Source organism: Flavobacterium soyae (genome assembly GCF_021245985.1).
Taxonomy (GTDB): Bacteria; Bacteroidota; Bacteroidia; order Flavobacteriales; family Flavobacteriaceae; genus Flavobacterium; species Flavobacterium soyae.
The window spans coordinates 1-20,071 of record NZ_JAJQXA010000020.1 but is presented as its reverse complement, the minus strand read 5'-3'; the positions used below and the strand labels follow the sequence as shown (position 1 = coordinate 20,071).

The 20,071-nt window shown below is 33.8% G+C and carries 12 protein-coding genes; 8 read left to right on the top strand and 4 right to left on the bottom strand.

Annotated features, from left to right (window positions below; all coding sequences use genetic code 11):
• Positions 1-8 precede the first annotated feature (8 nt).
• Positions 9-1,403, top strand: a complete 1,395-nt coding sequence (locus tag LUU93_RS18995) for a RagB/SusD family nutrient uptake outer membrane protein (protein WP_232682728.1) — start codon at positions 9-11, stop codon at positions 1,401-1,403.
• 158 nt (positions 1,404-1,561) lie between these two features.
• Here the strand turns inward: LUU93_RS18995 and LUU93_RS18990 are convergent, their stop codons facing one another.
• The 4 genes from LUU93_RS18990 to rocD all read right to left on the bottom strand — a co-directional run bounded on the left by LUU93_RS18990 (position 1,562) and on the right by rocD (position 11,086).
• Positions 1,562-2,155 carry a hypothetical protein gene (locus LUU93_RS18990; RefSeq protein WP_232682727.1) on the bottom strand — a complete coding sequence of 198 codons (594 nt, stop codon included), beginning with the start codon at positions 2,153-2,155 and terminating at the stop codon, positions 1,562-1,564.
• Between the two features lie 28 nt (positions 2,156-2,183).
• Entirely contained in the window at positions 2,184-9,101 is a 6,918-nt protein-coding gene (locus tag LUU93_RS18985) for an RHS repeat-associated core domain-containing protein (RefSeq protein ID WP_232682725.1), read from the bottom strand.
• A gap of 7 nt (positions 9,102-9,108) precedes the next feature.
• Positions 9,109-9,558, bottom strand: coding sequence for a T9SS type A sorting domain-containing protein (locus LUU93_RS18980; protein ID WP_232682724.1), 450 nt, complete (start codon positions 9,556-9,558; stop codon positions 9,109-9,111).
• 274 nt (positions 9,559-9,832) lie between these two features.
• On the bottom strand, positions 9,833-11,086 hold the full coding sequence (rocD, locus tag LUU93_RS18975) for an ornithine--oxo-acid transaminase (RefSeq protein ID WP_232682723.1): 1,254 nt from the start codon (positions 11,084-11,086) through the stop codon (positions 9,833-9,835).
• 745 nt (positions 11,087-11,831) lie between these two features.
• Here rocD and LUU93_RS18970 point away from each other — a divergent pair.
• The 7 genes from LUU93_RS18970 to LUU93_RS18940 all read left to right on the top strand — a co-directional run bounded on the left by LUU93_RS18970 (position 11,832) and on the right by LUU93_RS18940 (position 19,889).
• Positions 11,832-12,284: an Lrp/AsnC family transcriptional regulator gene (locus LUU93_RS18970; RefSeq protein ID WP_232682722.1), complete on the top strand. Its 453-nt coding sequence runs from the start codon at positions 11,832-11,834 to the stop codon at positions 12,282-12,284.
• A 19-nt stretch (positions 12,285-12,303) separates the two neighbouring features.
• A complete protein-coding gene (locus tag LUU93_RS18965) occupies positions 12,304-13,782 on the top strand; it encodes a M20/M25/M40 family metallo-hydrolase (RefSeq protein ID WP_232682721.1) in 1,479 nt (492 codons plus the stop codon).
• 13 nt (positions 13,783-13,795) lie between these two features.
• Positions 13,796-14,647, top strand: coding sequence for a cyanophycinase (locus LUU93_RS18960; protein WP_232682720.1), 852 nt, complete (start codon positions 13,796-13,798; stop codon positions 14,645-14,647).
• Between the two features lie 2 nt (positions 14,648-14,649).
• Entirely contained in the window at positions 14,650-16,848 is a 2,199-nt protein-coding gene (locus LUU93_RS18955; RefSeq protein WP_232682719.1) for a penicillin acylase family protein, read from the top strand.
• A 99-nt stretch (positions 16,849-16,947) separates the two neighbouring features.
• A complete protein-coding gene (locus LUU93_RS18950; protein ID WP_232682717.1) occupies positions 16,948-17,721 on the top strand; it encodes a dienelactone hydrolase family protein in 774 nt (257 codons plus the stop codon).
• 170 nt (positions 17,722-17,891) lie between these two features.
• Positions 17,892-18,860: a DUF3667 domain-containing protein gene (locus LUU93_RS18945; RefSeq protein ID WP_232682716.1), complete on the top strand. Its 969-nt coding sequence runs from the start codon at positions 17,892-17,894 to the stop codon at positions 18,858-18,860.
• 6 nt (positions 18,861-18,866) lie between these two features.
• Positions 18,867-19,889: a M28 family peptidase gene (locus LUU93_RS18940; protein ID WP_232682715.1), complete on the top strand. Its 1,023-nt coding sequence runs from the start codon at positions 18,867-18,869 to the stop codon at positions 19,887-19,889.
• The last annotated feature ends 182 nt before the right edge of the window (positions 19,890-20,071 follow it).

Genomic DNA, 20,071 nt, shown 5'->3' with positions numbered 1-20,071 from the left:
AGAAAAAGATGAAAGCAAATAAACTAATCCTATTTATATTTTTCGCTGCGTTTTTTACAAGTTGCGAAAATGAATTAGACATAGAACCGAAACAGAGAGAAGACGCTAACACAACTTTAAACACAGAAGGCGGTGTAACCAATGTATTAACCGGAACTTATGCCCTTGCAGCAAATGGAAACGCTTATGGCGGCAGGGTTTTATTATATGCCGATTTACTTGGCGTAACGGGTGAATTAAGTACTACTGACTTAAGATGGCGCGGTACATTTGGAGAATTAACACAAATGTACAATAAACTAATGGTTTCTGACAACGTAATAATTGAAGGAACTTATGCAAGATTGTATGAAATTATAAATGCATCAAATACGGTTATCGAAAATATCGACAAAGTAAAAGATCCCGACAGACGAGCAGTAATGATTGGCGAAGCCAGTTTTTTAAGGTCATTAGCTTATTTTGATTTAGTTCGCTTTTTTGCAAAACCTTACGTTAGCGGACAAACAAATAATCAATTAGGAGTTGTTATAAGACCAAATGCAATTTACGATTTTAGTGTAGACCTTTCAAAAGAAAGAAGTACAGTTGAAGAAGTATATCAGGTTATAGTAGATGGTTTAAACCTTGCTTACAATAACTTACCTGAAGATAATGGTTTTTATGCTGACAAATATGCTGCACAAGCTTTATTAGCAAGAGTGTATTTACAACAAGGCAGATACAATTTAGCCAGAGATGCAGCAGATGATGTTATTGAAAACAGCGGACATGCATTATCTCAAAACTATGCAGCCGCTTTTAATCATGATACAGATCAAATTGAAGATGTATTTGCAATTCAAATCACAAAACAAACTGGTGTAAATGATGTTGTAACTTTTTATGCTTCTGAAGGTAATGGAGGACGCGGTGGAGATTTTACCATAAGAGATGCTTATCTGGAAAAATTCAGTGATCCTGATGACAGAGCTGATTTTATTTACGAGAATGAAGACAATGGCAGAATTTTAACTTCTAAATATACAGATCAGTTTGCTGATGTTGGAATTATACGTCTGGCAGAAATGTATTTAATTAGAGCTGAAGGGAATTTTGAAGAAGGAACTGCTATTGGGAATACACCACTTGATGATATCAATATTATTCGTGGCAGAGTACATGCAGATGCTTTAACTTCGGTAACAATTGATGATATTTTATTAGAAAGAGAATTAGAACTAGGAATGGAAGGTTTTTTAATTCATGATATTAAAAGAACAAAACAATCTATTTTAACTAGAGATGCTAAAGGTCAGCCAAGATTACTAGCTTATGACGCAAATCCATTAGTTTTCCCAATTCCATTAAAAGAAACGGATGCTAATAAAAAGATCACACAAAATCCGGGATATGGAATATAAAGTGACGATTTTTTGTTAAGCCTAAAAAAACCATTCGTCCTCACGAATGGTTTTTTAGTTGTTGTAAAAAAAATACTATAAAAAAATGTGCAAAATCAGAGACATATTTATACTTCTTTTCATTAGAATGTATAATAAACTATGAGGGCTTTATTTTATCAAAACTTTTTTACAGAACGTGGAAATTTATTTAAAACTCCATTTAAACTATCTGCTTTCTTTAAGTTTTTTTCCATACCGATTCCTTCTCTATTTAATAATCTCAAATAATTGATACTACCAAAATCATTATTGCCACCTCCCAATTTTAAAAAATACAACAAATAGTTTTTTTGATCTTGATTTAATTTTTCAAGATTCTTTAGATATAATACTAAACTAGTTTCTGTACCATCATACTGAAAATCTTTTCCCGTATAAAATTCTATTAAATTATTGAATACAGTTGTACAATGTTTATACTTCTTATATTTTTCTACAATTATTAAAGAATATGGTAAAAGTTCTTCAACTCTTGAATTATTATAAGAATAATAAAGCTCTAGCTCTCCAAACGAACGATCATTTCCATAATATTTAACATTATATTTATTGTCTTTAATTCTGTCTTCTTTAAAATATTTTGATTTTTTAAAGTTTTCTTTATTAGAATCAATAATTCTAATATCTTTATCTTTATCTTTTTCTTTTTCTTGACAACATATAATTAGTGATAAACAACAAATGATTATTAATAATTTCAAATTTTTCATGTAGAATTTACTTTAGTTATACTTTGAACTATTTCTTTTTAACTTGATTAAGATATCTACCATCTTGATATTTATTAAAACCAGCACCATCATGTCTTACTTTATTTGCTTTCGTATAAAATACCCTACCATCTGATCCCCAATTGTGAGAAGCACTATAAATGGTTAATCCTGAGTTTTGTTTTGTTAATACTCGTGATATATTATTTTGAAACTCTAAACTACCCGAATAACATGCCTTTAAAACCATGGTTAAACTATTTGTTTTTCCACTTACAAAATCTCGCCACATAGCACTATCAGATTTCAAAACATTAGAAACTCCCATATTTTGATTGTAATTAAAAATATCAAAAAGTCCCTGATGGTTAGCATGTCCATATACTGTTAATTCTCCTAGACGCAACGGTTCCGATTCTGCTCTACTAAATAATGATGTATCTCCTCTCGGAAAATAATTTAAACTTTCGCTGTCTATATTACCATTTTCATCTTTATGATATCTTCTCGTACTTAAGCCTGTACCATTTGGGTCTCCACTTTCATGAAAAGAATGATTTAATACACTTACAAATAATCCTGTAACTGCGCCCTGCCAAAAATTACCGCCTGTAAGGGCTGCCCCAGCACCCCCTGAAACGGTACCAAAGGCAATTGTACCAAACCCATTATTCAGACCCGTCGCCCCGCTGATTCCTTGATGCATTGTTTCAGTTGTAACATTATCTACCGTTTCTGAGCTCATTCCTCCACCCCATGCACTTGACGCGATACTACTTAAAGCTCCTGCTGCAAAACCGCTCCAGAATTTACCTCCTGAAATAGCAGTCATACCACCTTGAAAAGTTCCATGTGCCGCTGCCTGAAAGGCAGCTTGCGAGTAGAAATTACTAAACAAACTTCCTGCTGCACTTCCAATACCAAACGTTACAGCAGATGTCGCAGCTCCAATAAAAGTTGCTTTCACTAAACCGCCAATACTAAAAGGGACATCAGCTACTAATGCTGTTATAGTGTATGTTAACGCTGCAATAGCTGCCCCAATACCAACTACTGCTAAAAATCCAATTTCCGCATATTCCCCGCTTGGATCTGTATACTTTAACGGATTATTTAATACATAACCATATTTATTGTAATTCTGTGTATTATAAGGCTCTTGTATATAATTATCCGGCTGCAAGAACCTATGTAGTTTTGGGTCATATAAACGGCCGTTCATATGTATAAGCCCAATACTCTGCAGATGTTCATGGCCTGTATATCCTCTGTCTAAAACGGTTAAACCAGATAAAATATTACCTGCTCCGTCCTGAACTTTTACAATATTACCCCAGGCATCAAATAACCTCTTTTCTACAACTGCTCCAGACTGGTCTGAAACAGCTGTGATTGTTCCCTGATAATCCCTGTGTAAATATAAATAATTCTGTGTGGTTCCGTCACTTTTTAACACTACTGGAGCACTGTATCCATCACCGCCTATGTAAATCACAAACTCAACAGTACCGGTAACAATATTGTGTTTCACCTCCATGGTGCCGTCTGCTGAATAATGCTTACGGAAGGTCCTTAAGAGTTTATCGCTTTGCTGGCCTCCATAAAACATTGAGCTTCTGTCATTACCGTCATTATAAGTAAAACTTATTTTATCTACTCCGGTTTCTTCAATCTGTACCGGACTTTTAAAGGTATTGTAGGTTATATTCAAGGCTCTTACTGCTGTAGCAGCATCACTTGTTTTACGTATCTGCACATCATCAAACCAGATATTTCCCTGTCCGTTGTTATCTAAACGCAGACGGATTTTTTTAATGTTAGCCGGAACTGAAAATGTTTTAGTAACCTGTGTCCAGCTTCCTGTTACATTTGATACTACAGTATTATAGCTCAAGACCCCTTGTGCATCTTTCATTACAAGAACAAGTTCTGCCTGTGGGCTGCTGCTGTATACCCATGCAGAATAAGTATAATCTGTTGTCGCAGTATTATTGATATCTGCCCATTTATCAGAATACACATACTGCTCTGATGTAAGGGCATTTGCTAGTTTTAAAGAATTTTTACCTGTATGGGCTGCCGTAACATTATCATAACTGTAAAACACAGTCGCAGGCGATCTTTCTGTTCCCCATCCTGTGCGGTCTTCCATACTGTCATTAAAGATTCCTTCTCTGTTCCCATAATATCCTACAGCTTCCTGAGTTGGGGTTATAGCTTTATTCTGATAGGTTTTAGCCGTATCATACTCATAAGTCCCGACACTGTTTTGGGTAATCCTTCCTTTATCGTCATAAACCTGTGTTTCCTGAATACCCAGTCCGTTTGTATATTCTGTTAAACGGTCTAAACCATCATATTTATAGGTTTCATTTCGACTGAATAAGCTGTTGGTACGGCTGTTCAGGTTTCCTCTCTTTATTTCAAAATCAGTATTCAGGGTCATGATATTGACAGCCGTCGGACTTGTTTTATCATGTTTAATCTGCTTAACATAACCATATTGATCGTATGTATTGGTTATCCCTATACCGTTGCCAAAAGCTGCTGTCAAGAGCTGGCCCCTCTCATTTAAACTGTTAGTCTGCCATAAAACCTGCTGGGTAGCGTCATCCAAAATCTGCCATGGGAAACCATTTTGATAAGTGTTTTTTACGGTTTTAGAACTTGTTTTACCTGAAGCAGTCGCTGTAGAAGTTTCTTTCTCTACTCTTCCTAGACTATCATAAGCTAATTGTTTAACAAAAACAGCATAAGGGGTTGTTTCGGTAGTTTTATACAATCTCTTAAGTGTATCATACTCATAAACATTTGTAGTTGTTTTTGTTTCAATATTGTCTACATAAGTACTGCTTGTTATTTGGTTCAAAGTATTGTAGGCGTAGGTAGTTTTACTGTTAGTAAGTGTTCCTGCAATTGTTTTTTCAGTGGTTTTACCTGCCGCATCATATACCAACGAAGTGGTTCCGTTTGGAGTTGTTTCCGTTTTCAGCTGGCCAAAAGCATCGTAGCTGTACGTATAAACTCCGGCACTAGGGTCTTCCATTCTGATCTTATTGCCCCATCCGTCAATATCTATTTTTACTTTGTTCCCCTGATAATCGGATTCTTTTAACTGGCCATTTGCAAAATAAGTAAAATTAATCGTCCCTCCCGGATCTGTAGTCTGGACTTTATTACCCAAAGCATCTACAGTTGCTGTGGTAACTTTACCATCATCTGTACTGGTGGTGGTTAAAACGGAATAAGATAAAGTTTGTATTTTTCCGGTTGGAGCTGTAATTTTTGTCGGCCTCATCAGGTAATCATACTCATAACTGGTCCACAAACTTGGTGTTGAGAAATACGGCTCGCTTTCTTTTTGTTTCCTTCCTAAACCATCATATACAACCTGCTTGGTCACCATGGTATTGGCAGCAAATCCTTTTGCAGAATTCTTAACTGCTCGTCCTATAACATCATATTCAACTACTGTTTTGGCATCCAGGTTATTCGTAGTTGTTGTTGTATACCCTCCTGTTCCTAATTTTGCGTATACAATTGTTGTAGAAATAGGCGTAGTAGAAGAACCAGTAATTGTAGTGTTGGTTAATTTTCCCCAGTTATCATAAATAAAATCGCTGACAACTCCCATATAATCTGTTGACTTTGTTACCTGCCCCAGATTGTTATAAACATAGTTGGTAATGAATCCCTGATGGTCCGTTTTTTTAACTACAAAACGTTTTCCAGCATCGTATTCATCGGTAATAGTTCTTGCTGCCGGAACCGGTGCAGGGGCTCCTGGAGCTGAAACTGTTTTGGTCAGCAGGTTGCCAAGTCCGTCATAAGTCATATCTTCTACTAAAGCGTAGGTATTATGGCCTTTCTTTTCGGTTTTGGTTAAATTAAATCCGCTATACGTATAAGCTTCCTCAGAGGTACGTGTGTCCCCTGAAACCGCATTATTAGCTAATGTATTTACTTTTTTAGGTCTTCCGATATAATATGCACTGCCCGCGCCTGTGGGATTATTATCATATTGCGAATCTGTTGTGACTGATCCCTGAAGTGTTGATACATTGTATTGTTTAGAAACACTTTTTGTTTCCAGACCGTAATAACTGGCTGAAGTTACGGTACCATCATAAGTATAGGTGTTTTCAGATTTTATACCCGACAAAGCATCAACGGTTGTCTGTGAATCTAACAATACATTATAAACTTTTGATGCTGGATTGGTGTACGTTGAAAAAACATTGGTTTTAGTTGACACTAATCCCGTAGGTACAGCATCAAAAACCGTTAAAGGATTGGTACTTGTCCAGGTGATAGTATTCGCGCCTCTTAATGCAGTATCATTATACTGTGTCGTCCAAAGTTTAGTATCTGGAGCAGATAAATACCAGCTGCTTCGAGTGGTTCTTGTAAAACCTACAGTTCCATAATTATAGTTTGAAACATATCCTCTATACCTAAAATCCTGATATTTAGAAACCCCATTTATGGTTGCTGTTAATTTAGAGACTAAATAACTTTCAGTGTTTCTTATAACTTCTATATTAGGATAAGTCACAGCATCTGCAGAAGAATAAAAATCTGTAGAAGCACTTCCTAAACCTCCACCAACTGCCTCCATTGGCAGGTAATCAATAGTCTGCTTAATATTACCGTTTGATTCCGTTACAGATTTTAACCTGTTTTCGGTATCGACATTTTTGTTAAATTGATAATATTCAATTTTAGTATAATGGCCGCGCACTAAAACCAAATCGGTATTACCTCCATCGTACCTATAATTAGAAGTAAGAGGAATTGGAATATCAGGTGAGTTTGAAGTAAAAACAGTAGAGTCATAGGCTAAAGCAAAGCCCGATCCGCCAACTTTACCAATATTATTTGAAAAACCTGTTACCTGCCACTGAGTATCATGATTATTTATACTCCAGTCATCTTTATAATATTTTCTCCAGACACGTACTAAATCAGATTTACCATCCTTATTTATGTCCATCGCAAAATAACTGCTGAAATGTCTCTGGGTATTATAAGTACTGCCCGTATCAGGCCAGTATTCTACAATATCAAGAAATTCTTTTACGAAAAATTCTCCTCCGGCAGGATTAGGATTACTGTAGTAAATGTTCCATTGAACTGCATTCGCCGCTCCTTCGCTGGTTGGAATCATAATATCAGTTTTTCCATCCCCATTAAAATCTCCTAAAAGCAATTGCTTTGTGTTTGAATATTGATCTAATGTTCCTGAGCCAATAATTTCTAATTGTACCCATGGAGCAGCAACAAGCTGTTTAAAGCCTACTATTTTATAGGTCTTATTTCCACTAATTACTAAAATATCTGATTTCCCATCTCCATTCCAATCAGCAACCATTCTTTTATCCCCTTTTAAATTACTAGCAAGAGTAGTTCCAATGTTTGCATAACCAATCGTCCCTAAAGTAATAGAACTAGAAGGATTAAGATCTAACAAACGACAGATATTCGGTGTAGAACCTACAGTTTCCTCAAATACACAATCTCTTTTTGTTGGATCTTCAGAATTATAATTTCTATATTCTGAATACCCTAAAATCAATAATTCAGAAATACCATCACCATTAAAATCTCCTTCAATGTATTCATTGTGTTTTTTTACAAATCCATCGTCAGTACATCTATTAGGAACACAATTAGAATTACATTCTCCAGAATTTGGTATATCAATAGTTTTAGTATAATCCAATAATAAAGCATTATTGTTCAAGCTAAAAACTCCAAACGTAAGACTATTTAATTCATCATTTTGCAGATTTAAAATAGAATTAAACTGATTGATTTTACTATTTTTGAGAGTAGTTATAGTGGATTTATACAATGATGAGAGTCCTGATATATTTATCGGATTTTGCCCACTATCGTTTTTAAACAAATTATTGTATAAATTTCCAACCGCTGTAAAATCTAATCGCCCATCCCCATCAAAATCTCCTGCCAGATCAACTCCGTTAAAATCAAGGTTATTAACATATTCTTTTTCTGTTCTTTGTGGTGTAGACGGGCTAGTATTATATTCAAAAACTACAGGATTTGATTGTTCATTAAAACCGTTAAGTTCCTGTATACTAGTTAATCTCTCGTAACCTAAAACAGTATCAAAAGTGTGAGATAGTGTATATGTCCTAAAATATGTATTATTAGCAATTACCTGAATATTTTCTAGTATTTTAGTTGCATATATCGCTACACCTTTTAAATAATCTCTTTCAACACGTCTTGCATCTCTATAAGTAAAAGTAATTTTATTTTGAGCTGCAATTCCTGCCACTGCATTTCCACTAAAAGCAATATTATCAATATATAACTGATTTGTACTATTATAAGTAACCGTTTTGTAATTGTAATCAATAAAATTACCGTATACATCTTCAAAGTGAACTATATACCATGAATTCACAGAAACTGAATTCTGTAAACTTCCTGATCCTTTAGAACCATACCAGCTTCTTGAACCATCAGGGGCTGTTACAATAAAATAAGTTGTAGTACCTTCAATTTTTAATTCGATTCTGGTATTGCTTTTATATTCCGTTTCGTAAGTAGAATTTGCAGCCCAATACATTCCTGTTTTCAGTAATAGTCTTTGTCCATCCAGAGCTAATTTATCATCAGCGTCAAAATCGACACCATCAACATAGCCATCAATATCACGACGGGTAGCTATCCTGCTGATTGTTGAAATACTATTAATACTCCAGCCTTGTCCAGCAATACCACCCCTTACGCCACTGCTATAATTAAGATTTATTGTAGGAGCAACCCCTTTTATACTAGGTGAAACTGCAATTGGTAAAGTATAAGTTGCAGTGCCAGAAGCGGAAATTTGCAATTCACCTTTTGTATCTGTAAAATTTTGAGAAAAACCTAAAGAAGTGAAAATAAGTAAAATGAATAAGTAGAATTGTTTCATAATAACTTTATTGTTTAATTATTTTGATTGATTTTTGGTCTCCATTTTTGTAGTTTAAAACAATTATATAGACACCTATTGAATATCCTTGAAAAGAAATATTCAAAGAATTAACACTTTCTATTTTAGAGTATGATTTTAATGTCTGACCATTCAATCCATATATTATTACTGAAGAGACTTTATTATCGTTTATTAATTCCCATTTAAGATATAATTCTTCTTTCACAGGATTGGGATAATAAGAAATTAAATCTTCTGGAAAGAATTTTTGCAGATCTTCCTCTACAACTGCTTCGATTTCTTTAATATCTCTGGCTGGCTTTGAGGTGCAACCACTAAGGCATAAAACCCGGCTTAACTGATTTCCAGCTGTATCATATGTGAATGTAATTTTTTGTTGCGCATTAGATAAAGCGTAAACTGCAAATAGAACAAACGTAAAAAGATGCTTCATATAATTTATTTTATAAACATTTGTTAAAAAAATGCAAATAAACGAAATTAAAATTGTAATACAATACTTATTTATTACATTTATTAAGTTAAAAAAACATTTAGAAAATAACTTTATTGAAAACATGGACTATATAAGCTTTTTCAAATAATAAAAAATTAACTTTTATTTAAATTCTGTTATATTAAATAAAAGTTACAGTTTTTATTAAAAAATAAAAACAGCTGCAAAATCTTGCAGCTGTTTTATATATTTTAATTTTTACGAAAGTCTTTTACGATTTAAATTCATTTAAAGATTTCTCAATAATTTCAAGACATTCTTTAATTTGATCTTCAGTCATTACTAATGGCGGAGCAAATCTAATTTTGTTTCCGTGTGTAGGTTTTGCCAATAATCCGTTGTCTCTAAATTTAAGGCAGATTTCCCATGCTAAATCAGAATCTTCACCGCTGTTAATTACAATGGCATTCAAAAGACCTTTACCGCGAACAAGCGTAATTAAGTTATTTCTTTCAGCAATTTCGTTTAAACCTTTTCTTAAAATAACTCCTAAACGTTCTGCATTTTCAGCCAGTTTTTCTTCTTTAACAACTTCAAGAGCCGCAATGGCAACCGCCGCCGCAACAGGATTTCCTCCAAAAGTAGATCCGTGCTGACCCGGTTTAATAACATTCATAATTTCGTTGTTACACAAAACTGCCGAAACAGGATAAACACCGCCAGAAATTGCTTTTCCTAAAATCAAAATATCAGGCTGCACATTTTCGTGGTGAACCGCTAATAATTTTCCAGTACGTGCAATTCCGGTTTGAACTTCATCTGCAATAAATAAAACATTATGTTTCTCACACAATGCTTTTGCTTTTGCCAAATATCCTTCTGACGGAACATAAACTCCAGCTTCGCCCTGAATTGGTTCAACCAAAAATCCCGCTATGTTTTTTGATGATTCTAAAGCTTTTTCAAGAGCTTCAAGATTATCGTATTCAATTTTTATAAATCCATCTGTAAATGGTCCAAAGTTTTTACGAGCCGTTTCATCATTTGAAAATGAAATAATTGTAGTGGTTCTTCCGTGAAAATTGTTTTCACAAACAATTACCTGCGCCTGATTTTCAGGAATTCCTTTTACTTCATATGCCCATTTTCTACAAACTTTCAAAGCAGTTTCAACCGCTTCGGCACCAGTATTCATTGGCAGTACTTTATCAAAGCCAAAATATTTCGTTACGTATTCTTCGTAATTTCCTAATTTATCATTGTAAAAAGCACGAGAAGTCAGCGTTAGTGTCTGCGCCTGATCTACCATTGCTTTTACAATTTTAGGATGACAGTGTCCTTGATTTACTGCAGAATAAGCCGATAAAAAATCGTAGTATTTTTTCCCGTCAACATCCCATACATAAACTCCTTCTCCTCTTTCTAAAACCACAGGAAGCGGATGATAATTATGAGCTCCGTATTTATTCTCTTTTTCAATCAAAATTTCTGATTTTGACGAAAGTGCGTTTTCTGTATGTGTCATGATATTTAACTTTAAAAAAGCAAAAGTAATAAATTTTCTAAATCCACAAGCTTAAAAAGTATATTTTGACTTCATATTAACGATTACAAAGTCAAAATAGGTGTTTTTAAAACAATATAGAATCAAATTTAATTTTTAGAAATTTTGACTTTATAATCTTTTATTAAAAAAAATGGCTACTTTTATGGTTATATAGTGTAGTCCCTACGGGACTAATTGCTGGGGACGATATATTTAATGCTACCGATATTTTATCTCTACGAGATACCTTTGAAATGATGGATAAATGTTTAAAAAAGGGTAATATCATCAATAATTCATAATGAATTATGGAAAATAAAATCAATAGCAGCGCAACTCCGTTAGGAGTTAAATATCGGTAGGGAAAAGAATAAGACAACGATAAAATGTCCCGTAGGGACTATACAGTAAAACACGAATTTATTTCAAACAAAATATTTTGAAAATAAACGTTTAGCAGCACAACTCCGTTAGAAGTTAGATATCGGTAGAAATCAAAGAATAAGACAACGTTAAAATGTCCCATAAGGACTATACAGTAAAACAAGAATTTATTTCAAATAAAGATTAAAAAAATGAAACGTTTAGCAGCTTAACTCCATAGGAGTTACAGATCGGTAGAAAAAAAATAATTTAATCACGTTAAAATGTCCCATCGGGACATCTGAAAAAACATATTTATTTTCAAAAACAAAATTTGAAAAAACAAAATTAACATTACGAAATGGATAATTTAGACGAATTTGATATCAATATAATTAAAGAATTAGAAAAAGACGGAAGAATGGCTTTTTCTGCCATTGCTGCCAATTTGAAAATATCAAATACAATGGTACACCAGCGCATTAACCGATTAATAGAACAAGGAATAATTGGCGGTATAAAACCTATTATTCAGGAGAAAAAAATTGGGTTCGACTGGGCATCTTTTACCGGAATTACTTTAAACAAAGATTCTGATTCTGACAGAATTATCGAAGAATTAAAAAATATTCCCGAAATTACTGAATGTTATTATGTAACGGGTTCATTTACGCTTTACATCAAAATTGTGGCAAAGAATCATGAACACATGCGAAGAATTCTTTACGAGAAAATCGACAATATTCCCGGAATCGCCAAAACCGATTCTATTATTGAATTGGGCTGTGCTTTTAAAAGAAATATCATTTTATAATTAATTTATCTGGTGAAATATGCGTTTACGAATACTAATCTTTTTTGCATTATTCTTTTGTAAATCAATACTTGTTTCGCAAACGACGGTTTCAAATCCTGTAAAAAGTGATTTTGCAGAAGCATTATCTGTTTTAGCTTCTGATTATATGGAAGGCCGAAAAGCCAATCAAAAAGGCGGTTATATAGCCGCCACTTATATAGCATCTGCGATGTACTCTTATAAACTGAAACCCTATAATAAAAACGGAAAATCCTTTTTTCAGGAATTTAAAATTCAGGAACATTCCGTAAAAAAAGCCACTTTAGAAATCAAAAAGGGAAATGCAGAAACCATTTCTCTATCTTCTGAAAAAGATTTTGAAGTTACTCCAATTTCGCAATCCATTCAGAAAAAAGAAGCCGAAGTAGTTTTTGCCGGTTATGGTTTAAATATATCAAAAGAAAACTACGACGATTACAAAAACCTTAATGTAAAAAACAAAATCGTTGTTATTTTTAGCGGATTTCCAAACGATAACGACAGCACTTCTCCAGCATATAAAAAATTCAAAAACATATTTCCCGAAGAAAATGATTTAGAGGAAACCAAACTAAAAACTGCCATTAGTAACGGTGCGATTGCATTGATTATTATTGATACGAAAGAAAATTTTAAACCTGAAACCGCTAAAGAAAACGAAGTTTTTCATTCTTTAGAAAACTCAAAATCAGAAGCAATTCCCGTTTTTAGAATTAGTAAAGTAACTGCAGAAAGTCTTTTTTCAGGAACTTCTATTTCAACAAAAAAAGAGTTCACTTCTACTCTATTAAAAAATGTAAAAATCAATTTTTCGATAGAATTACAATCTGAAACATTTCCAGTTCAAAATGTTTTAGGGTTTATTCCCGGAAAAGACACAACAAAAACAATTATCGTTGGTGCGCATTACGATCATTTAGGAATTAAAAATGATTCTATTTATAATGGTGCAGATGATAATGCTTCTGGAACATCTGGAATGCTGGCTTTGGCAAAAAACTGGTCAGAATCTAAAATACAGCCTAAATATAATATTCTCTTCGCATCCTGGACTGCCGAAGAAATGGGACTTCTAGGAAGTGAATATTTTGCTCAGAATTTAAAAAATCAAAAAATACTTCTCTGTATCAATATGGATATGATTTCGAGAAGTGCGTCTGAAGATAAAACCCATCGAATTCTTAGCATCGGAACCCAAAAAGAAACAGAATACTTAAAGAAAATTGCCAGCGAAAGCAACGCTAAACTTCAAAATCCGTTTACTTTAGATTTATGGGAAACTAACGGACATTCCGGAAGCGATTATGCTTCGTTTACCGCAAAAGGAATTCCGATTATGACATTTTTCAGCGGCTTTCACGATGACTATCATACGCCGCGAGACATAGCTTCAAAAGTAGATTTAGATAAAATACAGGATGTTTTATTTATTGTCAACAATTCTCTTTTAAAATTCATTGAAAATCAGCCAAACTAAACCAAGATAAACCATGAAAAATAAGCTTCTTATCAAATCGTTTACAATTCTGTCTTTGCTATTAACAAGCTGTTTTGTTCAGGCGCAAAATCCAAAGGGAAAATTATTTATTATTGGCGGCGGCGATCGTTCTGATGATTTAATGAAACAGGTTTTAGATGCAGCAGAATTGGGCAAAAAAGATTATATCGTGGTTTTACCAATGTCTAGCGAAGAACCGGACAGTTCGTTTATATTTTTTAAAACACAAATGGTAAAACTGACATCAAACCCAATTGTGATGCTGAATTTCAACAAAGAAACAGCACAAAACAAAACCCTGACAGATTCAGTTCAAAAAGCAAAATTGATTTTTATAAGCGGCGGCGATCAAACCCGTTTTATGAAAGTTGTTCATAATACTCCCATAAAAACGGCAATCTTAAAAGCGTACGAAAACGGAAGTACAATTTCTGGAACAAGCGCCGGAGCAGCCGTAATGTCTGAAAAAATGATTACCGGAAACCAAAAATTACAAAAAGAGTATACAGGAACTTTTTCTGTTATTAAATACGATAATCTCGAAACTGATGAAGGTTTGGGCTTATTAAAAACGGTTGTTATCGATCAGCATTTTTTAAAGAGAAACCGTTACAATCGTTTGCTTTCTGCATTGATTGAATTTCCTGATTTAACCGGAATTGGAATTGACGAAGCAACCGCTATTATTGTTAGAAATAACAAAGTAGAAGTTGCAGGAGAAAGTGAAGTGATTGTTTTCAAAAATCCAAAAGGTATTGTAAAAGCTAAAAAAGACAATCTCATTTCGATTGAAAAATTAGAAATGAGCATTTATACGGCCGGGCAAAAATTTAATATCAAATAAACATGTTTCAGTATTCTAAAATCTTAAAAATAACTTTTTTTATCTGTTTCAGTTTTCAACTTTCGGCACAAAAAATCAGCACAAAAGAAATTAGCCGATTAGAAAAACTGGCTGAAAAAGTTACTATAATCCGTGATAATTGGGGAATTCCGCACGTTTACGGAAAAACCGATGCCGATGCTGTTTTTGGTTTATTATATGCGCAATGCGAAGACGATTTTAAAAGAATCGAAATGAATTATATAGAAAAATTAGGTCGACTTGCTGAAATTAAAGGCGAATCGGTTTTATACAATGATTTAGAAATTAAACTTTTAATTGATGTTGATGAAACAAAAGCAGATTATAAAAAAGCACCTGACTGGCTTAAAAAACTTTTGAACAGTTATGCCGATGCCATCAATTTTTATCTCTACAAACATCCCGAAGTAAAACCTGCACTTTTAACACATTTTGAACCGTGGTTTCCATTGCTTTGGACTGACGGAAGTATTGGCGCCATTAGTACCGCAGATCTTTCAACTGGAGAATTAAAAGCTTTTTACTCTGGAAATACTGATAAAGTGGCGTATGTAGAAAGGGAAAAATATGTGCAGACAGGCTCAAATGGTTTTGCCTTTGCTCCATCAAAAACTGAAAGTGGGAATTCGATTTTATACATTAATCCGCATACAACATTTTATTTCAGGCCCGAAGTACAAATTTCAAGCGAAGAAGGTTTAAATGTTTATGGCGCCGTAACCTGGGGGCAGTTTTTTATTTATCAGGGTTTTAATAAAAATTGCGGCTGGATGCATACTTCTTCAAATGTTGATGTTGCCGATATGTACGCCGAAAAAATCACCAATAAAAATGGAAAATTTTTCTACGAATTTGATTCTAAACTTTTACCCGTTATTGAAAAAGAAATCACGATAAAATATCTGGAAAAAGGAAAACTAGTTCCAAAGAAATTCAAAACCTACGCTACGAATAACGGTCCAATTATGGCCAAACGTGATGGAAAATGGATTAGTTTAAAATCGAATAATCGCTCGATGACAAGTTTGATTCAGAGCTGGGTTAGAACAAAAGCGACTAATTTTGATGATTACAAAAAAGCAATGGATTTAAAAGCCAATACTTCTAATAATACGGTTTATGCTGACAGCAAAGGAAATATTGCGTATTGGCACGGCAATTTTATTCCAATTCGGGATAAAAATTTAAATTGGGCAAAAGTTATTGACGGCTCAATTTCTGAAACACAATGGAAAGGATTGCATGATGTTAATGAAACAGTTCATTTGTATAATCCAGTAAATGGCTGGCTTCAAAACTGTAACTCTACTCCATTTTCTGTCGCAGGAAATAATAGTCCGAAAAAAGAAAATTATATTCCATATATGGCACCGGACGGTGAAAATTTTAGAGGTGTAAATGCTGTTAGAATTTTCAGTAACAACGAAAAATATACTTTAGACAAAGTTATCGCCAATGGTTATGATACTAAATTGTCCATTTTTGAAATATTAATTCCGAGCTTAATTGATGCATTCGAAAAAAATATAAAACCGGAATCTGTTGAATATTCGGAATTAGCAGAACCTATTTCGATTCTGAAAAACTGGGATTATTATGCCAAAGAAAATTCTGCTGCTACAACTTTAGCCGTTGAATGGGCATATAAATTAGACCCAATTATTCAGAAAGCTTATATTGATGAAGGAGAATTAGATCAGGTTGAAAACACTAAAAACTTTGCAAAAAATGCTGTTGCATCGCAAATGATTCCGCAGCTGCAAACAGTTATAAAAGAACTTAACTCAAAATGGAGAACTTGGAAAACCGCCTGGGGCGAAGTCAATCGTTTTCAGCGTTCAAGCGGCGAAATTGATTTAAAATATGATGATACTAAACCAAGTTTACCAATTGGTTATGGTCCCGGTTCCTGGGGAAGTTTACCTTCTTTTAAAGCTAATTATCAAAATAATTCTAAAAAACGATACGGCTACAATGGAAACAGTTTTGTGTGCGCTGTTGAATTTGGACCAAAAATAAAAGCAAAATCATTACTTGCCGGCGGAAACAGCGGCGATGCCAATTCAAAGCATTTTACAGATCAGGCAGAAATGTATAGAAACGGGCAATTTAAAGATGTTTTGTTTTATAAAGAAGACGTTCTTAAAAATGCCGAACGAACCTATCATCCCGGAAAATAATTTTGGTTGATAAAATGTGTTAAATAAACCTCGTGAAATAGCTTGCGAGGTTTTTTTGTAACATAATATTTCTGATATTTGTTAAAAATTGTAAAAAAAATGAAAAATTTAGCCACCCTTATTTTTGCCGCAATATTGTTTTCAACTACTATGAATGCACAATTAAAACCCGTAAAATATGCTGAAGGAAGCCAGACATTGAATGGTTTATTTATAAAATCTGCTAAAAAGAGCGCTAACAATCCCGGAATCTTGCTGTTACCAGCCTGGTTAGGAATCGATAATGCTTCAAAAGGAATTGCTGAAGAGTTATCAAAACTAGGTTACCATGTTTTTATCGCTGATATTTATGGAGAAGGAAATTATCCTAAAAATACATCTGAAGCGGGAAAACAAGCCGGTTTTTATAAAACAAATTACGAAGCTTATCAAAAACGAATCAATGCAGCTTTGCAGGAATTAGTAAAATCGGGGGCAAATGCTGATAATATTGCAGCTATTGGATATTGTTTTGGAGGAACCGGAGTTCTTGAAGCGGTTCGCGGACATCTTAACGTAAAAGGAATTGCTTCATTTCATGGCGGTTTAGGTAAAGATGCAGCCAGAAAAACCGAACCAACTTCAGTTAAAGTTTTAATTTGTCACGGAGCTGATGATCCTTTTGTTCCAAAAGAAGAAATTGCCTCTTTTCAACAGGAAATGCGTGATGCAAAAGCCGACTGGCAAATGATTTATTATGCAAATTCTGTACACTCTTTTACAAATCCTGAAGCCGGAAATGACAATTCAAAAGGCGCTGCTTACAATGCCGTTGCTGCAAAAAGATCATTTGAACATTTACAGCTTTTTTTAAACGAAGTTCTTAAAAAATAACACCTTTTATGGCACACGGATGATACTGATTAAACGAGTTTGCACTGATTATAATAAAATTAATTCGTGAAAATTCGTGTAATTCGTAGCAAAAATCATTGTAAACCCGTTTAACCCGTATAATCAGCGGGCAAACCAATAACCAAAATCAAATCAACCAAAAATAACCAATGTCACATAACAAAATTAGAGAAGACAAAACCTGTTTAAACTGCAGGTATGTTGTTGAACAAAAATTTTGTCCAAACTGCGGACAGGAAAATTCAGATTCCAGAAAAACGTTTCATCATTTGTTTATTCATTTCTTTGAAGATTTAACGCATTATGAAAATGCTTTTTGGAAAACAATACGCAACCTTCTTTTTAAGCCGGCAACACTGACAAAAGAATATCTTTCAGGAAAAAGATTGTCTTATCTGGCGCCCGTTCGTCTTTATATTTTTATCAGTTTTATTACTTTTCTTTTAATTGCCATATTTCCAAGTAAAGTAGGCGATCAGATCAGTAAAGGTGAAAAAGAAATTTCTACAAAACTCATTAATCAGGATAAAGATGGTGTTAAAAGTAAGTACAAAACCCATTTTGAATTAAAAACGATGAAAGAAATCGATTCGATTCAAAAGTATGGTAAGGAAGATGAAAAACTCTCAGAGCTTGAATACTGGTTATATGAAAAATCAGTTCATGTTACAGAGAATAATACCAAAAGAGAAATTGTAACAAAATTCATTGAATCCTTTTTCCATAATATTCCCAAAATCCTGTTTATAATCATGCCGTTTTTCGCTTTCTTTCTATGGATTTTCCATAACAAAAAGAAATGGTATTATTTTGATCACGGGATTTTTACACTGCATTATTTCTCGTTTTTACTGCTCATTTTCCTCATTATGTTTATTGTAGAAAGAGTCGTTGGATTATTTGGAGAGGACAGCCCGATTAGTTTTATTGCCAGTATAGTTAATGTTGCAGGCACAATTTGGATGTGTTATTATTTTTATCCTGCACACCATCGTTTTTATGGAGAAAGCAGAATTGTATCGTTTGTTAAAAGCGTCATATTATTCTTTATTAACTTCTTTTTTATTCTATTTTTACTAACATTTTATGTTTTATACACATTTATCAATTTACACTAATATTAAATGAAAAAAATTGTAATTCTATTATTAATTGCCTCAGCATTTTCATGTAAAAATGCACAGTCAGTTATATCTAAAGATAATTCGGACCCAACGAAATACGTGAAACTTATCTCTGAAAAAGATCTAAAAAAAATGCTATATATTGTTGCTTCAGATGAAATGCAGGGTCGTGAAACTGGATCTGCAGGACAGAAAAAAGCTGGTCTTTATATGATTGAGCAATACAAAAAAAACGGTGTATCGTTCCCAAAAGGTGCATCGGATTATTACCAGCATATTCCTGCATCATATTTAAATGCAAAACGCAATCAAAATTTACCTGATTCTGAAAATATCTGGGCTTACATCGAAGGTTCTGAAAAACCAAATGAAGTTTTGGTAATTTCTGCTCACTACGATCACGTTGGAATTAAAGACGGCGAAGTGTATAACGGAGCTGACGATGATGGTTCCGGAACTGTTGCTGTTATCGAAATGGCAAAAGCTTTCGCGAAAGCAAAAAAGCAAGGCCACGGACCAAAACGTTCTATCTTGTTTTTACACGTAACTGGTGAAGAACATGGTTTACACGGGTCTCGTTTTTATTCTGAGAATCCTTTATTTCCAATTGCTAATACTATTTCAGATATCAACATTGACATGATCGGACGTCGCGATGTTGAACATGCTAATACGAACAATTATGTGTATGTAATTGGTGCTGACAGATTATCATCTGACTTACACAATGCGGTTGTGGCTCAAAATGAAAAATACATCAAAATGGACTTAGATTTTAAATTTAATGATCCAGCAGATCCAAATCATTTTTACGAGCGTTCTGACCACTATAACTTCGCAAAACACGGTATTCCGGCAATTTTCTTCTTCAACGGAGTTCACGAAGATTACCACGGTAAAGGCGACGAACCTCAAAAAATCGAATACGATGCTTTAACTAAAAGAACAAAACTGGCTTTTGTACTGGCTTGGGATTTAGCAAATAGAGAGAATAGACCAGTGGTTGATAAACCGATTAAGTAATAAGTTACAAAGGAGCAAAGTTACAAAGTGACAGAGGTTTTTTGAATCTTCAATCATAAAAAAAGAGGCTGTCTCAAAAGGACAGCTTCTTTTTTTTGGTAAAAACAAGATTGTCCACTAAAAACATTAATTCAGGTTTTTCGGATTCCACTTTCAAGATAATTTTTTATTTCTTGCTGATT

Coding starts and splice junctions, on each gene's coding strand:
- LUU93_RS18995 (WP_232682728.1), top strand. CDS start 9: ATGAAAGCAAATAAACTAATCCTATTTATATTTTTCGCTGCGTTTTTT.
- LUU93_RS18990 (WP_232682727.1), bottom strand. CDS start 2,155: ATGAAAAATTTGAAATTATTAATAATCATTTGTTGTTTATCACTAATT.
- LUU93_RS18985 (WP_232682725.1), bottom strand. CDS start 9,101: ATGAAACAATTCTACTTATTCATTTTACTTATTTTCACTTCTTTAGGT.
- LUU93_RS18980 (WP_232682724.1), bottom strand. CDS start 9,558: ATGAAGCATCTTTTTACGTTTGTTCTATTTGCAGTTTACGCTTTATCT.
- rocD (WP_232682723.1), bottom strand. CDS start 11,086: ATGACACATACAGAAAACGCACTTTCGTCAAAATCAGAAATTTTGATT.
- LUU93_RS18970 (WP_232682722.1), top strand. CDS start 11,832: ATGGATAATTTAGACGAATTTGATATCAATATAATTAAAGAATTAGAA.
- LUU93_RS18965 (WP_232682721.1), top strand. CDS start 12,304: ATGCGTTTACGAATACTAATCTTTTTTGCATTATTCTTTTGTAAATCA.
- LUU93_RS18960 (WP_232682720.1), top strand. CDS start 13,796: ATGAAAAATAAGCTTCTTATCAAATCGTTTACAATTCTGTCTTTGCTA.
- LUU93_RS18955 (WP_232682719.1), top strand. CDS start 14,650: ATGTTTCAGTATTCTAAAATCTTAAAAATAACTTTTTTTATCTGTTTC.
- LUU93_RS18950 (WP_232682717.1), top strand. CDS start 16,948: ATGAAAAATTTAGCCACCCTTATTTTTGCCGCAATATTGTTTTCAACT.
- LUU93_RS18945 (WP_232682716.1), top strand. CDS start 17,892: ATGTCACATAACAAAATTAGAGAAGACAAAACCTGTTTAAACTGCAGG.
- LUU93_RS18940 (WP_232682715.1), top strand. CDS start 18,867: ATGAAAAAAATTGTAATTCTATTATTAATTGCCTCAGCATTTTCATGT.